The sequence below is a fragment of the Bacillus sp. OTU2372 genome (genome assembly GCF_038440275.1).
Lineage (GTDB): Bacteria > Bacillota > Bacilli > Bacillales > Cytobacillaceae > Neobacillus > Neobacillus bataviensis_B.
Genome location: NZ_JASATK010000013.1, coordinates 62,121 through 78,597 on the forward strand (window position 1 = coordinate 62,121; position 16,477 = coordinate 78,597).

At 38.6% G+C, this 16,477-nt stretch carries 14 protein-coding genes; 3 read left to right on the forward strand and 11 right to left on the reverse strand.

Annotated features, from left to right (window positions below; translation table 11 throughout):
* Positions 1-101: 101 nt before the first annotated feature.
* The 3 genes from AAHB15_RS19105 to nagA all read right to left on the reverse strand — a co-directional run bounded on the left by AAHB15_RS19105 (position 102) and on the right by nagA (position 2,838).
* On the reverse strand, positions 102-824 hold the full coding sequence (locus AAHB15_RS19105; protein ID WP_144566139.1) for a GntR family transcriptional regulator: 723 nt from the start codon (positions 822-824) through the stop codon (positions 102-104).
* Between the two features lie 80 nt (positions 825-904).
* Positions 905-1,642, reverse strand: a complete 738-nt coding sequence (nagB, locus tag AAHB15_RS19110; RefSeq protein WP_342043090.1) for a glucosamine-6-phosphate deaminase — start codon at positions 1,640-1,642, stop codon at positions 905-907.
* Complete coding sequence (nagA, locus tag AAHB15_RS19115; RefSeq protein WP_342043091.1) at positions 1,639-2,838, reverse strand: N-acetylglucosamine-6-phosphate deacetylase; 1,200 nt, start codon at positions 2,836-2,838, stop codon at positions 1,639-1,641. Before nagA ends, nagB begins: the two co-directional genes overlap by 4 nt.
* A gap of 226 nt (positions 2,839-3,064) precedes the next feature.
* Between nagA and nagE the strand changes: the two genes are divergently transcribed.
* Both nagE and AAHB15_RS19125 read left to right on the forward strand, forming a co-directional pair.
* Entirely contained in the window at positions 3,065-4,954 is a 1,890-nt protein-coding gene (gene nagE, locus AAHB15_RS19120; protein WP_335571867.1) for an N-acetylglucosamine-specific PTS transporter subunit IIBC, read from the forward strand.
* 107 nt (positions 4,955-5,061) lie between these two features.
* Complete coding sequence (locus AAHB15_RS19125) at positions 5,062-5,847, forward strand: SDR family oxidoreductase (protein ID WP_342043092.1); 786 nt, start codon at positions 5,062-5,064, stop codon at positions 5,845-5,847.
* 94 nt (positions 5,848-5,941) lie between these two features.
* Here the strand turns inward: AAHB15_RS19125 and AAHB15_RS19130 are convergent, their stop codons facing one another.
* The 3 genes from AAHB15_RS19130 to AAHB15_RS19140 form a co-directional block, all read right to left on the reverse strand.
* Positions 5,942-7,150: a SpoIIE family protein phosphatase gene (locus tag AAHB15_RS19130; RefSeq protein ID WP_342043093.1), complete on the reverse strand. Its 1,209-nt coding sequence runs from the start codon at positions 7,148-7,150 to the stop codon at positions 5,942-5,944.
* Complete coding sequence (locus tag AAHB15_RS19135; RefSeq protein WP_342043094.1) at positions 7,150-7,995, reverse strand: alpha/beta fold hydrolase; 846 nt, start codon at positions 7,993-7,995, stop codon at positions 7,150-7,152. Before AAHB15_RS19135 ends, AAHB15_RS19130 begins: the two co-directional genes overlap by 1 nt.
* Before the next feature lie 234 nt (positions 7,996-8,229).
* The gene (locus tag AAHB15_RS19140) at positions 8,230-9,240 is read right to left on the reverse strand and encodes a glycoside hydrolase family 43 protein (protein WP_342043095.1); all 1,011 of its coding nucleotides are present in this window, start codon (positions 9,238-9,240) and stop codon (positions 8,230-8,232) included.
* A gap of 193 nt (positions 9,241-9,433) precedes the next feature.
* Between AAHB15_RS19140 and AAHB15_RS19145 the strand changes: the two genes are divergently transcribed.
* On the forward strand, positions 9,434-10,282 hold the full coding sequence (locus AAHB15_RS19145; RefSeq protein WP_342043096.1) for an NAD-dependent epimerase/dehydratase family protein: 849 nt from the start codon (positions 9,434-9,436) through the stop codon (positions 10,280-10,282).
* Positions 10,283-10,358: 76 nt separating this feature from the next.
* On the opposite strand, the gene AAHB15_RS19150 is transcribed toward AAHB15_RS19145, so the two are convergent.
* The 5 genes from AAHB15_RS19150 to AAHB15_RS19170 form a co-directional block, all read right to left on the reverse strand.
* Positions 10,359-10,583: a hypothetical protein gene (locus AAHB15_RS19150; RefSeq protein ID WP_335571861.1), complete on the reverse strand. Its 225-nt coding sequence runs from the start codon at positions 10,581-10,583 to the stop codon at positions 10,359-10,361.
* Positions 10,580-11,767, reverse strand: a complete 1,188-nt coding sequence (locus AAHB15_RS19155) for a Ger(x)C family spore germination protein (protein WP_335571860.1) — start codon at positions 11,765-11,767, stop codon at positions 10,580-10,582. The genes AAHB15_RS19150 and AAHB15_RS19155 overlap by 4 nt, the downstream gene beginning before the upstream one ends.
* On the reverse strand, positions 11,764-12,873 hold the full coding sequence (locus AAHB15_RS19160; RefSeq protein WP_342043097.1) for a GerAB/ArcD/ProY family transporter: 1,110 nt from the start codon (positions 12,871-12,873) through the stop codon (positions 11,764-11,766). The genes AAHB15_RS19155 and AAHB15_RS19160 overlap by 4 nt, the downstream gene beginning before the upstream one ends.
* A 17-nt stretch (positions 12,874-12,890) precedes the next feature.
* Positions 12,891-14,462 (reverse strand): spore germination protein, encoded by a 1,572-nt coding sequence (locus tag AAHB15_RS19165; RefSeq protein ID WP_335571858.1) that lies wholly within the window; start codon positions 14,460-14,462, stop codon positions 12,891-12,893.
* A 281-nt stretch (positions 14,463-14,743) separates the two neighbouring features.
* A complete protein-coding gene (locus tag AAHB15_RS19170) occupies positions 14,744-16,135 on the reverse strand; it encodes a L,D-transpeptidase family protein (RefSeq protein ID WP_446715886.1) in 1,392 nt (463 codons plus the stop codon).
* Between the last annotated feature and the right edge of the window lie 342 nt (positions 16,136-16,477).

Here is a 16,477-nt window from a genome sequence, read left to right on the forward strand (position 1 = left end):
GGTTATTCCCGTTCAGCAGCGAACTTGTAAACATTAGAAACAAAAAATAAAAAAGCCAAAGTCGAGGATCCTAGTCTTGTCTTGGCTTTTTTATCGTAGTTTTACCGTTTCATTTCAATCATAAATTTATACCGGTCAGCGCGATAGGAAGACCGAACATATTCAACGGGAGTTCCGTCCTTTAAAAAGGTTTGTTGTTGAATCAGCATGATCGGAGAACCTTTTTTTATTTTTAAAAATTTGGCTTCCACTTGATTGGCAATCGACGATTCAATGACTTGTGAAGCGTGATCAATTTGAAAATTCAATTGTTCTTCAATAAAGGCATAAACCGACTTTTTAACAATCTGTTCCGTTAGACCTTTCACAAGGTTTGCCGATATATAATTTGATTCTAAGGCCATAGGGACATCATCAGCTAACCGAATACGTTTAATTTCATAAACGGGGCCATATTCTTGAATACCGAGCTGGCTGGCAATTTGACTAGTTGCAGGTATAATTTCAAAGGAAATTAACAGACTCCCTGGTTTTAGCCCTCTAGCAACCATGTCTTCGGTAAAGCTTCTTAATCGATGAAGTGGTTGTTCAATTTTTCGCTCCGAAACGAAAGTACCTTTTCCCTGGATTCGGTGTAGATATCCATCATTCACAAGCTGGGTGAAAGCTTGTCTCACCGTCATCCGGCTGATTTGATATTTTTCGGCATACTCTCTTTCGGGAGGAATGGAATCACCAGGTCTTAACTCACCCTTATCAATTAAATCTTTTATAAGCTCTTGAAGTTGATAATATATTGGGATGGGGGAATCCTTTTTAATCATTCTCCTCTTAACTGCATCCTTTCTCTTTAAACTCGGGGAACCGGTCTGCTCTCATTTAAAAGGATACAGAGAGGAAGAACTCAACTGTGAACCTTTAAACCAGCAATTGCAGCCTTATCTGCAATAATTGTAACACATGGATGATTTTTGAGCACAGATGCTGGGAATTTTTCATCTACATTTTCAGTCAAAAGCCTCTTCAAAGCTTCTTTTTTTGCTTCCCCGGAAACGAGCAGGAGAATTTCTTTGCTTTTCATGATCGTGGCAATTCCCATTGTAATTGCTTTTGTTGGAACTTCCTCTAAGCTACTAAAAAATCTTGCATTAGCCTGTCTTGTGGAAGGAGCTAGTTGGACCACATGGGTTTGAGAATGGAATGATGTTCCGGGTTCATTAAACCCGATGTGGCCATTTGCTCCAATGCCAAGAATCTGTAAATCAATGCCTTTATGTTTAGTAAGTAAATCCTCATAAGATTCGCATTCTTTTACGACATCGCCGACAGTTCCACGTGGAACAAATGTGTTATTCTTTTGAATGTCAATATGATTAAATAAGTTATCATTCATATAATAACGATAGCTATTTGGGTTGTCTCCAGAAAGTCCGACATATTCATCTAAATTGAATGTTGTAACCGCTTGATAGGAAGTCCCATTCTTTTGATGGTCAGCAATTAAATTTGAATAGATTCCCATTGGGGTTCCGCCCGTTGCAAGTCCAAGCTTAATTTTTGGGGATTGATTGACCTTTTGAATTATATAATCGGCAGCTATTTTACTCATATCTTTATAATCTGTTGCTTCAATAATCTTCATGTTGTTTTTCCTCCTTTGATATAGGCGACCTTCCCACGGCATAACGTCATATAGACATCTAAGTTCTCATCAAGAATAACAATATCAGCATCTTTTCCTACAGAAATGCTACCCTTACGATCAAAAATATTCAGTTGTTTAGCTGGATTGACAGCGGCCATCTCAATAGCCTCCTCGATTTGGCAGCCAGTAAAAGATATAATATTTTTTACGCCCTGACCTAGTTTTAAAATACTTCCTGCAAGAGTTCCGTCACTCAAGATGGCTTTGCCATCCCGTACGGTTACGTCCTGCCCGCCCAAATCATAGTTCCCGTTTTTTAGACATTTAGCCCGCATGGAATCTGTAATTAAAATGATTCCTTTTTTCCCTTTTTGCTGATAGGCGAGGTTCACCATTTCTGGGTGGACATGCACCCCGTCCACAATGAGTTCTGCTTTTAACTCTTCTTTTAGAAATGCTGCCCCTACCACGCCTGGTTCACGGTGATGTAATCCGCGCATTTGATTGTACAGATGTGTAACATGGTTTACTCCTGCATCAATGGCCTCCATTACTTGTTCAAATGTTGCATCGGTGTGGCCGATGGATGCAATCATTCCATTTGTTTTTAAGTGCCGCACCAGCTCAAGACCGCCTGGCTGCTCGGGAGCCAGTGTGACAATCTTGATTGTGTGACCGGAGAGCTGTTCCCATTTTTTAAACAACTCCAAATCTGGATTAATGATATGTTGAATGGGTTGAGCTCCTGCTTTATTTTTATTCACAAAAGGACCTTCAAGATGGATTCCTAGTATTTCTGCTTTTCCTGGGGCCTGCTCTCCATTGATGTACGTTCCGGCATTCAATAAGGCCTCTTCGATTTGATGTTCTTCCTGGGTCATGGTTGTTGCTAAAAAGCTGGTGGTTCCTTCGCCTGGTAGAGCCTTGGCCATGATATCCATAGCTTCTTTCGTGGCATCCATGGTATCTGCTCCATTAACCCCGTGGATATGAACGTCGATAAAACCTGGAACAGATTTAAATGACAACGGAATGTCGAGTACCTCAAATTCTTCCTGTAAGGAAAGATTTTCGGTTGTTCCTAATTCAACTATTTTTTGATTTTTTATTTTTATATAGCCATTTTCAATCCATTGATCTTCAGAATATATTTGAACTCCCTTGAGCAAAATAGGTTTAAAATTTGTAATCATTTTAATTACTTCCTTTCTAGACACCTGTAATTCTATCATCTGCAAATTATAGATGTCTATACCAATTTTTTGCGATTGTTAAAGGTGTTTACTTATATTATAAGGTAAATAGTCAAAGTTTCCAATAAATTCATTTATTATTGGTATAGACAACTATAACAATTCAATGGTACTATGGTCATTGTGAAAAGATAAACGCTTACATGAGAAAGAGGAGAGATTACTGATGTTAGGATTTCTACAGCGAATTGGAAAAGCATTGATGCTTCCGATAGCAGTTTTACCAGCAGCCGGATTGCTGTTACGTTTTGGTCAGCCGGATCTTCTGGATATTCCATTTATCGCAAATGCAGGTAATGCTGTTTTTGCAAACTTAGCTTTAATTTTTGCCATCGGTGTTGCAATGGGGTTTGCAAAGGATAATAATGGGGCGGCCGCGTTATCAGGGGCCATTGGTTACTTGGTTTTAACACAAGGAACCTTAGCCATTGATAAAGATATAAATATGGGAGTTTTAGGGGGAATACTCACAGGGATTATTTCAGGATTACTATATAACCGTTTTCGTGACATTAAGTTACCAGAATGGTTAGCTTTCTTTAGTGGAAGACGATTTGTACCAATTGTAACTTCCATTACAATGGTTATTATTGCTGGAATTGCAGGATTTGTATGGCCGCACATTCAAGATGCGATCAATGGGGTTGGTAACTGGATCATTGGTTTAGGTGCAATCGGAGCAGGTATTTTTGGGATATTAAACCGTTTGTTAATTCCGCTAGGTCTTCACCATGTCTTGAACAGTTTGTTTTGGTTTCAATTTGGGACATTCCAAGGTAAATCAGGGGATATAGCCCGTTTCTTTGAAGGAGATCCAACCGCTGGAACCTATATGACAGGTTTCTTTCCTATCATGATGTTTGGCTTACCTGGTGCAGCACTTGCGATTATTGCAGCTGCTAAGAAAGAAAAAAGAAAATCAATTGCAGGTATGTTTGTCGGTGTAGCATTAACCTCGTTCCTTACAGGTATTACAGAACCAATTGAGTTTTCATTTATGTTTATTGCTCCGCTGCTTTATGGAATTCATGCAGTGTTAACAGGCCTTTCTTTTGTAATCGTCACTATGTTGGGGATTAAAGATGGCTTTACCTTCTCAGCTGGTGCAATCGATTATATTTTAAACTTTAATATTGCTCAAAAACCATTACTTTTGTTATTACTAGGTTTGATTTACGGAGTTATTTATTTTGTTGTTTTTTATGGAGTTATTAAAGCATTTAATATAAAAACACCTGGTCGTGAAGATGAGGAAGAAGTAACCGTGGAGAAAGAAACGATAGAAACGGCTGTAGGAACAGATAAATACGAAACGATGGCTTATCATTTTATTAATGATATTGGCGGTAAAGAAAATATAACTAATATTGATAACTGTGCAACCCGGCTTCGTTTAAATGTTAAAGATATGGATAAGGTTAGAGATTCTTCCTTGAAATCACATGGTGCAAAGGGCGTCATGAAACTAAACAAAACAAACCTCCAAATCATTGTAGGGACGGAGGTAGAGTTTGTAGCAGATGCTATGAAAAGATTGGATACTAAGTCAGTAAGTATTCCTTCTGCACAAGTAGTAACATCTTCTGAAACTCAAAAATATCTGCCGTTAAATGAACAGGATTTTGTGATGCCGATTGAGGGTGAGATTATTCCGATCACGGAAGTAGAAGATCAGGTATTTTCACAAAAGATGATGGGAGAGGGCTTTGCGATTATTCCCGCTAAGGGTTCTGTAGTTTCCCCTGTTGATGGAGAAATTATGAGTGTCTTCCCAACTAAACATGCGGTCGGGATAAAATCTAAACAGGGATATGAGGTATTGATTCATATTGGTTTAGACACAGTTAATTTAAAAGGGGAAGGATTCACTGTTCTTGTAAAAGACGGAGATCCAGTCAAAAAAGGACAGGAAATTCTAAAATTCGATTTAGAAAAGATTGGGAATTTAGCAACGTCTACCGCTTCTCCTATTGTTTTTACAAACTTGGCCAAATTAAATATTAAGAAGCAGGGGAAAATTTCACAGGGTGAAAATGGGATTATTTCGATAGAGTAATTGTAGTACGTTTGAACTGTATTATAAATAGAGGTGTTTCTCCCGTTTTAAAACCTCGGGGATGGATATAGTATATACATCACATCATAATAAGGAGGCTTTATTACGTGGAGAAACTACTTCAAAATCAAGTTGCTCTTGTTACGGGAGCTGGATCAGGAATTGGCAGGGCGGCTGCTATAAAGCTTGCCCAAAATGGAGGAAAGATTGCTTTAGTAGATTTGCACAAAGAAAATGTAGAAGAAGTTAAAAATCAAATAGAAGAAATGGGCAGTGAAGCACTCGTCTTAGAAGCCAACGTATCACATCCCGAGGAAGTAGAAAACTGTTACAAAAGAACGGTTGCACAATGGGGCAGACTGGATGTTGTCTTTGCAAATGCTGGTATTAATGGGGAAGTTACACCGATTGAGGATTTGGACCCGAAAGATTGGGATCTGACTATTTCAAATAACTTAACAAGTACCTTTTTAACTGTTAGATACGCCATTCCTCATTTGAAGACTAATGGGGGAAGTATCATTATTACTAGTTCCATAAATGGAAACAGGGTATATAAAAACTTTGGTATGTCTGCGTATAGTACATCCAAAATTGGCCAGATGGGCTTTGGGAAAATGGCGGCGCTGGAGCTTGCCAACTATCGTATTAGGGTCAATGTGGTCTGCCCAGGTGCTATTGAAACCAATATAAATGAAAATACATGGAAAAATAAAGAGAATTTAAAAAAGGTTGAAATCCCGATCGAATATCCACAAGGCAGCCAGCCGCTAGAACATGCAGCAGGGAAACCTGAACAAGTGGCTGACTTGGTTCTTTTTCTTGCTTCCAGCCAATCCAGCCACATTACAGGAAGTGAAATCTATATCGATGGGGCCGAATCCCTATTGTAAAAATGGTGCCTGACACCATAAAAAGACACAACAACAAAATGTCCACGTACAGTGGACATTTTGTTGTTGTTGATGTTTATTAATGAAGGATTTCCTATTTTAAGTCAATGAGAATAAAGGATTCATCATCACTTTTATGATAGACATTTTTTTCATTATTTAAGGACTGTAATATTTCCTCTTTCAGTTTAAATAAAGGTAATGCTATTGTTTTTTTTAATAAAGGAGCTAAATGGTTAGAAGCAAGGGGATCAACACCATCAGTATATAGGAGCAGTCTGCCACCTTTTCTAAAGGTAAAGGTTTTAGTTTTAAATTCAACACCTTCAAAGGTTCCAAGTGGTGGGGCTGTAGAAAATAATTCATATTGTTTTCCGTCAGAGTCCTGCCATAAAGCAGGGGGATGACCTGCATTGACATACTCTATTATTTGCTTTTCTGTATCAATTAAAAGAAAGATACCGGTAGAATAATGCCTAGCTTCCTCGTTATTCCAAAACAATTTGTGAAGGTGGCTATCCAATTCTTTCATGACAATCTCAACAGCAAATCCTGCTGAGATTAATCTTTGAAACAGAGATTGAAGAGTCATCGTAATTAAAGCTGAAGAAATACCGTGGCCCATAACATCAAGCAGGATAATTCCAAAGCGATGCTGATCAATTTGATAAATCCCGTAGATATCACCGGATAATTCACCAGACGCATTATAGAATACTTCCATTTGAACTTTTTCATTGATAATCGGATCGGTTAGTGATGTTTCTTGAATAATTCTAGCAAGCTCCAACTCTTTCTTTGTTTCTATTTTATAATTATGATTTTGTTTGTTAAGTTCAAGTAGTTCTTCCTTTTGAATTTGGAGCTTTTTAAGGGTAGTCTCTAATTCTGCATTCACTTTATGCTTTGCTTTTAAGGCTTCTTCGGTTTCCTTTTTTGCTAAAAGCAATTCATTTTCATACTCGTTTCTTTTGCGCATCGGGATAAGAATACACTCAAATAAAGTTGTCTCTTTTACTCTTCTAGAGATAGCGTTGATAAGAACAGGTATCTCTTCTCCCTTATTGGACGCTAGTGAAATATACATTTCCTCAACCTGATGTTCAAGTTTTAAAAGTGAAAAAAAATAGAATTGAAAGAACATCCGAGCAGGGACAGTAAGGATAGAATTGACATGCTGCCCTGTTAATGAATCTTGGGTGTAATCGAGTATCTTTAGCAAGGTTTGATTAATGGATAATATCACTCCATCTTCTGACAAAGTCAGAAATCCACATGGTGCATGATTCAATTGTTCGTCCATTAAAAATGAGCTCCTCTGCCCGCTAAGCTGACATCTATAGACGCCATGCTTAGGTATTGACGGATTAAGCGGATCGTCTCCTCGGGATGGCTCATATGCGGGCAATGTCCCGTTGCATCCATATATTTCAACATACTATTAGGAAGATGCTGGTGAATATATTCTCCTACCGCTAAAGGAGCAATAATATCATTTGAACATTGTAAAATAAGCGATGGTACCGTTACTTTTATTAAGTCGCTGCGATTGTCTGCAAAAAAAGCTGCCTCTGCAAATTGGCGCGCAATAATAGGGTCAGTGGAACAAAAACGTTCTTCCAGCTGATGTTTAACCTCTGGCCGCTCTGGATTATTTGTCACCGTCGAGGCGAAAACATTCGCCCAGCCTATGTAATTTTTCTCCATCATATCAATCAAACCTATAAGCTCCTCTTTTTCAAAGCCTCCATAGTAATGCGGAGGGTCATTTAGGTAGCATGGAGAAGGACCGATCATAACAAGATGAGAGAAGTACTCAGGGTGACTTAACGATGCCAGCATACCAATCATACTTCCAACAGAGTGTCCAACAAATACCGTGTTTTTTAAATCTAAGGCTGAGCATACATCCAATACATCTTGTGCGTATCCTGCAAGACTGCTATATCTTTTCGAGTCGTAAGCATGTATGTCTGAACGGCCTGAACCTACATAATCAAATAAAATGATTTGGTAATCATTTTCGAACGCTTTTGCAACTGACTTCCAAACCGTTTGGTCACAACCAAAGCCGGGAGCAAAAATAATTGATTGTCTACCATGGCCTTTTACCTTCACATTATTCCGAAATAAAATATCCTGGTCCATCCTGATGCTCCTTTCTAGTATTATATATATTATTTATATATCATATCACTTCCCTTCCTAAAAATGGGGTTTTCTACTATAGTGCTAAGTACCTCACTTTAATAGTTTGTAATTCTGAACTATTGTTCCTATATGTTTATTAGTTTAAACAATAAACAAAGTTATTAGTACATCAAATGTGAAAGGCCATCTCTAAAGAGATGGCCTTTTTTTACTTACTTATTATGACAATGTTTAAAGGTTTACCTCATCTAATGAGTTTGATCCCTTATAAGGATCTATCGTTTGGATGGTCCCATCCTCGTTATATTTTAATTCAGTATATTTAACGCAGCGCTTGTGGTCGACTCCATTTGATAAAGAGCAATCATGATAAAATAAATACCATTTATCCTCAAATTGAACAATCGAATGATGGGTGGTCCATCCTATTACAGGAGTAAGAATAGTTCCTTTGTAAACAAATGGTCCCTGAGGATTTTTACTCATGGCATATGCAATGGTATGTATGGTACCAGTAGAATAAGAAAGATAGTAAATCCCCTTGTATTTATGGACCCAAGGGCCTTCAAAGTATCTTCTTGACTCATCACCAGCAAGGATTGGATTTCCCTCTTCATCCACAATCAAAATTTCCTGAGGTTTTGCTTTAAAGGTAAGCATATCTTCACTTAATTCCGCTGCCATTGGTCCTAAAGCAGGTTCTAAATCAGCAGGACCTTCCCCATCAGGAAGATAAACGCCTGTCCGCCACTTCTCTAATTGCCCTCCCCAAAGTCCGCCAAAATACATAAAGGCCTTATCATCGTCATCTACTAAAACAGCCGGGTCAATGCTAAAACTGCCGGGAATGTAATCTTTTTCTGGTATGAATGGACCGGCAGGTTTTGAACTTGTAGCGACCCCAATTCTGAAAATATCATTTGTATCCTTAGCAGGGAAAAATAAATAATATTTATTGTTTTTATATGCTGCATCTGGTGCCCACATCTGTTTATTTGCCCATGGGACATCCTTAACATGAAGCGCCTCCCCGTGGTCCACACAAGGAGATTCAAAATCATCTATCGATAGGACGTGATAATCTTCCATCGAATAGTGTTCCCCTTCGTGAGTCGAAGGTCCATCATGATCGAGATCATGAGAAGGATAAATATAAATTTTACCTTCAAATACATGGGCGGAAGGGTCGGCTGTATACATTTGTTCCACTAATGGTGTATTGGGTTTTACGATTTTTTTCATTTGTTGATCCCCTTACTATTTAAGATTTTAATATATTTTTAGTTTTGTATAAAGGTAGGAAGCGTTTTATATAGAACAAAAAGTTGAGACGATTTACTTGAAAATATCCCGTTATATAATATACTTAGTTTATGCAATCAACAAAGATTTGTCAATAACATATGCCAAGCCAATGATAAATGGAGGAGTAGACATGAAAAAAGTAGTCATAACAGGTGGAAGTGGACTTCTGGGAGCGGATGTCATAAAAGAATTCTTGGACCATGGGTATGATGTTGTGAATGCAGATATGAAGTATCCCAAACAAGCGCTTTGTCGGACAGTTATTACAGATTTGACCAATCTAGGTGAGGTTTACGGAGTATTGGCTGGCGCTGATGCGGTAGTACATCTTGCAGCGATTCCCGTTGCTTACTCACACCCAAATGAAGTGACCTTTCAAAATAATGTCATGTCCACTTATAACATTTTAGAAGCGGCAGGGAATTTAGGAATCAAAAAGGCTGTCATCTCTTCAAGTGAATCGTCATATGGCATTTGTTTTTCAAAGCAAAATTTACAGCCTCAATATGTACCAATAGATGAGGACCATCCGCAATTGCCGGAAGAAAGCTACGGGTTGTCCAAAATCGTTAATGAGAAAACCGCGGATATGATTCACCGAAGAACAGGTATGCAGGTAGTTTCGTTTCGATTAGGAAATGTTATTTCTCCAGAAATGTATAAAAATTTCCCTGGATTTATCCATGACCCTGAACAACGCAAAACCATTCTTTGGAGTTATATTGATACAAGAGATGCAGCAACCGCCTACCGTCTAGCTGTTGAAACGGATGGACTGGGTTCCGTTGCTCTTAATATTGGTGCCGATGAAACAAGTATGGATATTGAAAGCAAACAACTGATGGAAACTTGTTTTTCTGCTGTAAAGGATTTCCGTGGGGATTTATCAGGTTTCGCCCCATTATTAAATAATGAAAAGGCTAAAAAGCTGCTAAATTGGAAGCCTATTCATAAATGGAGAGATTACGTTACGATTTAATTGTAGATGCATGGGGACGGTTCTCATGCTTTCGAAGCATGAGAACCGTCCCCGTGTTTACCCGTGTTTACGTTGTTTATTTCAAGAGTTCCCCAAGGGGTCTATACATCCAATCAATAAATTGAGTGGGACCAGGCATATCAGGGAAAAATAGCATTAGAATTGCCAGAATCCACCCCAAAATAGATAGTGTAAGGAGTGCTGCCTTTTCCTTTACTTGCTTCTGCTTTAATCTGGACCATTGAAAAAGGATGATCATAATAATTAATACAGTACATCCTAAAATACTCCCCCATTTCATTCTTCTTTCACCTCGTTCTTAGGGAATTTAGGATTGATTGAGCTCATTCCTTGTCTGCGAACATGTGCGTTTATATCATATGAAACTTCGACTTCTGGATAAATTTTATCCCAATTATCTTTCTCTATTTTCCATATCTTAGGATATTTTCGGTGGAAGGCTTCTGCAAATCCAAAAATATCAGCTTTCATATCCTTTTGCACAACATTAAGTGCCACTTCTACTTTCTTTTCAATTCTCCTTTCCAAAAGTTTTTGAAGCTTTTCGGCCACTTTAGGATTGGAGGTGTCTAGGGATGTTGAGTTTTGCACAATATCGCTTTCAGTTGTAGCTTTAAAGACTATTTTCCATTTACCATTTTCAATTTTTGGAATTAACTCTGTCTTCGCGTTAAGAGATTTCAACGAAATATATCCATCCGTTTCCTCCGGTTTCAAAGAAACAATAGATAGCTCGATTTCATCTCTCAACCATAAGACCCCTCTTGTCTCCGAATCATCAATATGGCCGATCATTTTGTCTTTTTTAAAGATGGCCGTTCCAGTAATATAAGCAATGGTTTGTTTCCCTTTGCCCTTTTCCGGAGGGAGGATCTTTATCCACGGAACCCCAAGATCACCAGATTCACTGACCATCATTTCCGCTAGATCTTTAGTCGATACATCCATTCCAATCTTTAGCGATACCAACTCTTTAAGCACTTCGGAAATATCACGCTCAAGCGGGGGCAAGAGGCTTAAGACCTTTTTCACCTTTACTGAACTAATAAATATATTTGTACTTTCCCGAATTTGTGGATAGCGCATGATAAAGTCAATATGTGATGCAATTCCCTCTTTGGCAAGCTCCTCATCAATAATGAATACTTTACATATTCCCCAAAAAATTTGACGGGGAAGAATTTCCTGAAGTTTGGACATGGCTTCAGCAAGCGTTTTACCTGTTGCCTTTCGTACGAATGTTTTTACACTGCTGCTACCGCCTTGCCCTTGTTGTCCAGTCCCCCCTTTTGGAACAATGGTAAGAACGGTAAGTTCAATCGTCTCATCCGATTTTTTATCAATCCCTGCTGCTGTCACCAATGCCAAATCATTTAGTTCCTGCCTGTCCCAACAACCGCTAAGAATACCATTTGATAGAATCAAAATAAATAGAACTAAATATTTAATAAAGTGGTGATTCATCCTGCTGTTTTTCCCTTCTGTTGCTTCGATCTATTTTTGACTAAAGCAATGAATAACAGAATGACAGGTAAACACACTTGAAAAGTTAGTAAATAAAAAGGGGCTGTCGAACTAAGAAAGTGAGCCAGTTCCTGCAGACTGGCTGCCGACCATTTTCCCATCAGAATCAACAAAAGACCTGTCGGTAAAACCAATGGCCGGAAATCAGACAGTTTTAACCATTGAGCCATCCCAAGTACGAGGGCATAATAAAAGACTGTAATTTTAACGAATGCGCCCGCTACCCAAATGGCCATAACAACCGCTTCCAAATGTTCAAAAAAATCGGCAATACTTATGTACCTTGCTGCAATCATCACGGGATAGGTTACCACTGAATTCAATTTTCCAAGTAATAACAAAGTCATAAAATTGGTAATAACCATAATAAACATCACACTAAATACCGACAGCATTCCCCATTTCAGTCCCTTTTCTTGATCGGTTAAGTATGGGAGGAAAAATGAGATGACAATATATTCACTAAACCAACTTTGCGGTACAACGGAGCCAAGTAATGAAGGATTTAGGCCATTTTCTAAGAGAGGGAACATATGGTTAATATCTAAATCCTTAAAGAGCAATATAAAAATGGTTAGATAAAGGAGGAGAACAACTGGTACGATGATTTCGGAACACCTTCCAATCACTTCTAGTCCCCCGTAGACAGCAAAAGCGGATACGGCCACCATAGATCCTAAAACCACCACCATTGGAGTGAGGTGAAGGAATGTACCTGAGACAAACTCGCCATACTCTCGGAGAATAATGCCGGTTAGATGCAAATAATACAGTAAATAACAAGCAGCAATTATTTTTCCGATTATTTTTCCGAGTATTCGTTCGCTGAATTGTATTAATGTTTCTTTAGGATAGAGCTTATGAAGACGATAGGCGATATAGACAACGATAAACCCTGTAACAGAGGCCCAGATCGGAGACAGCCAAAGGTCCTGTTTTGCATGTTTCGCTGTTATGGCAGGAACTAACATGAGGACGGTTGCCAGAATAGCAGGATTCATCATGATGGCCATTTGAATAGAAGATATTTTCCCGCGTTCAATCATAGATACAATTCACCTCCCTATTCCTTTTCATTACCAGGCCCGGGTCTGAGTCCCCTTGACTGGCGATACTTATTATATTTTCCTGTCAGGTGTGGACGCTGTCTAAGAGACCACCAAGGAGCTCTCAGTAAAACATCTTTTGTTCCTGAACCCTTTAATGGGGCCATTGGAGCCAGATATGGAACACCGAATGAACGTAATGTACATAAATGAACAATAATTAATAGTATACCGAGCATGATACCAAGCAGCCCCAGTGTCCCGGCGAAAAAAATCATCGGAAAACGAAGCACTCTGATGGCAATGGAGGCATTGTAGCGTGGGATGGCAAAGGAGGAAATCCCTGTAATCGCAACGACCATAACCATTGGTGCCGATACAAGACCGGCAGAGACCGCCGCATCCCCAATTACCAGTGCTCCGACAATACTAACGGCAGAGCCGACTTGTTTTGGCAATCGAAGCCCGGCTTCCCGCAGTGCCTCGAATGTAATCTCCATTATAAGGGCCTCAATTAGGGCAGGAAAAGGTACCTTTTCTCTGGACTCCGCAACGCTAAGCAAAAGAGTTGTTGGAATCATCTCTTGATGAAACGTCAGAATCGCCACATAAGAGGAAGGAAGAAGCAGGGCAATTAGTAAAAAGCAGTATCTCAGCCAACGAATTAATGTTCCAATCATAAACCGTTGATAATAGTCTTCAGGTGACTGAAGCAAGGAATAAAATGTAACAGGTGCAATAAGGGCAAAGGGTGTACCGTCTGTCAATATGACTACTCGGCCCTCAAGCAGTTGCGAGGCAGCTGAATCCGGGCGCTCGGTATTGATCATTTGCGGAAAAGGAGAAAAAGGGTCGTCCTCGATAAATTCCTCAATATAACCGCTTTCCAAAATACCGTCGATATCAATTCGGCTTAATCTTTTCTCGACCTCTTCTACCAACGTATCATCGACAATGTCTTTCATATACATATAGACCACCTGGGTTTGACTATACTTTCCCAGAGTGATGGATTTCATTTTTAAATCAGGACTTTTGATTTTGCGGCGCAAAAGTGAAATATTAACCCCTATTGTTTCGGTGAAACCATCCCTAGGTCCGCGAACAACAGATTCAGCGATTGGTTCCTCGACAGAGCGTTTCTCGCTTTTAGATAATCCAACTGAAATACCTTGTAAGTGTCCGTCAATAAGAATAGTCGGGTTTCCTTTAGATATTTGTTCAATGATGTCGGCAAAAGTAGTTAATGGAGTCACCTTTGAAACAGTTAATTTTTGTTTGATAATAACCTCTGTGCCTGCTGGAGTTAATTCATCTATGTCCATTAATGGTGTAAGCACGCTTCGGTCAATCTCTTCTATGTTCGCTAAACCTTCTAAATAAACAAGGATAGCGGAGGTGTTTCCACCTAAAGTAAAGTTTCGAAAGATCACATCAGGGCAATCCATATAGATAGATTTTAGAACCCATTCATTATCGGACAAGTTTTTAGATAGCACTTTTTTTTCTAACTGGTTCTCTGCATCACCATTTTGTCGCTTTGACTCAACTGAATCTATTTTTTTGCGTAAAATGCTAAATAATTTCATCCCAACTTCCCCGCTATACTTTGATTGTGATTCAAAAAGAATGGCTATGCATGTAAATGAATAGTTTTTAAGGATTTTACCTTCGTTTTATTTTGATACCTAAATGGTTTTTTTATCCAAAGAATTGGTTTTATTAAATATGTCTCTTTTTGTCGCTTTAATTCAGAGAACTGTTTTAAAGACTCCGTTTGCATGAAAGTATTAATGTAAAAAGAGGCAGGAAATCATTGATAATGATTTCCTGCCTCTTTTGTCTATAAAACAATTTCTGCTTGTTATTCTTAATATACGACTACGGGTTCATTTTTACTGAGCGTATTATATACGGTTTCCATAGCAGTTGAAGGAGTATTAACACAGCCGCCTGAGCCTGCAGTAAGGTAGGCATTACTTGCCCAGTTACTACGCCAGCTGGCATCATGGAACCCGCAGCCGCTAAGTGTAAATGGCGCCCAATATTGGACCTTAACGGAATAATTCCCATGGCCTACACTAGTTCCCTCGAGTACGGATGGGGTTTCTTTATACATGACATACCACACTCCCGGCGGTGTATCTTCATTCGTGTTATGTCTGCCTGTAACTACATTGGTTGTAAAAACTAATTTTCCATTTTTATAAAGCCAAATACGCTGGTCCTTAATGGACACCTCAGCATATGTGCCCCCAATCCCACCGTTGGTTGTTGCATTATAGCCGGTGCCGTAAGTACTCCAGCCAGATCCGTAAATAGACCCTGCCTCAAGTGATTTTTCGCCTTTTTCGAAGGCTTCCTGTACCCGTTTTGATTCTTTAGTAACATTAATAGCCCAGCCGTAGGATTCTCCTTTTACTGTTACGACTGATCCTGAGTGGGTTTTAAATTTGAAATCTTTATTTAATGTGGATTGAGCGTCATTAATATCATTTATCTTGTTTTTAATTTCTTCCGAGTTAATCGTAACCTTCAGATCTTTTGTCACAGTGGCGTTTTGAATTAGATCACTGCCTTGTAAAGAATAAATCTTATTTTGAACTTTATAATCAACTGTACGTTGTACAAGTTCCTTCAGCTTATTCTCTTCTTTTTTTATAATTGGACTGTCCTCTTTGATCGGCTGTATGTAATAAGGCTTCAAAAAGATTTCACTGGTATATTCCTGCTTTTGATAATCCTTTAATAATTGAGTGACATCATATTGCTTCCCATCAACACTTTTAGAGACGACAATTTTGCCCTGTTCTAAACGGGCCTCCGCATCTTTAGGCGCTAATAAGCCTTTATTCATAGAAAGGATCTTTTCCTCTACAAGTTTTTTCATTGTTTCGCTTCGATATAGATCAACTTTTCCTGGCTGTAGTGAAAAGTTTTTTTCTTTTGAGGAAGGCCAAAAAGTTTGCTGGCTTTTTAATAATTTCTTCACACTAGTAAGGTCTTTACTCGTGAATTCCATCTTCGTATCTTTACCATCGAAGATACGATCTTTTCCGATATAGACATCGTTTTTTAATACAGTTGATTTAAGTTTTTTTAATGCTTGTTCAGCAGTCAGGCCGCCCGCTTTTGTGTTATTGATCGTGATATGTGCATTGAAATGGGTTGACTGGTAATAGTAAACACCCGCAAATACCATCGCAATGATAACAATGAAACTGCTGCCAATGATGAGTTTATTTTTACGCAAGACCTTCACCTCTAGGGAGTTTAAGTATTTCCAATATTAAAACTATTTAAATTTGAAAATCTAGTAAGCTATTAGAGCATTTGTGACTATTTCAATTATACCAACATAATACCAAAATTTCACTGGATTGTTACTTTTTATAGTTATAAAAGATAGATTAATAAAAGGAAAATGTATCGCAAATATGTATATCTGCTTGTTAAACACATGATTTAGAGACTTCTGAACAGGTAAAAATGACTTAGGAAAATATGGGTACCATTAAAGCAGGAGCGCTTACAAGGTAAAGTTTACAATTTGTGTGGAATAAAGCAGCTGATCATTATGCGGACTAGGAGGAGCCAGTTTTCA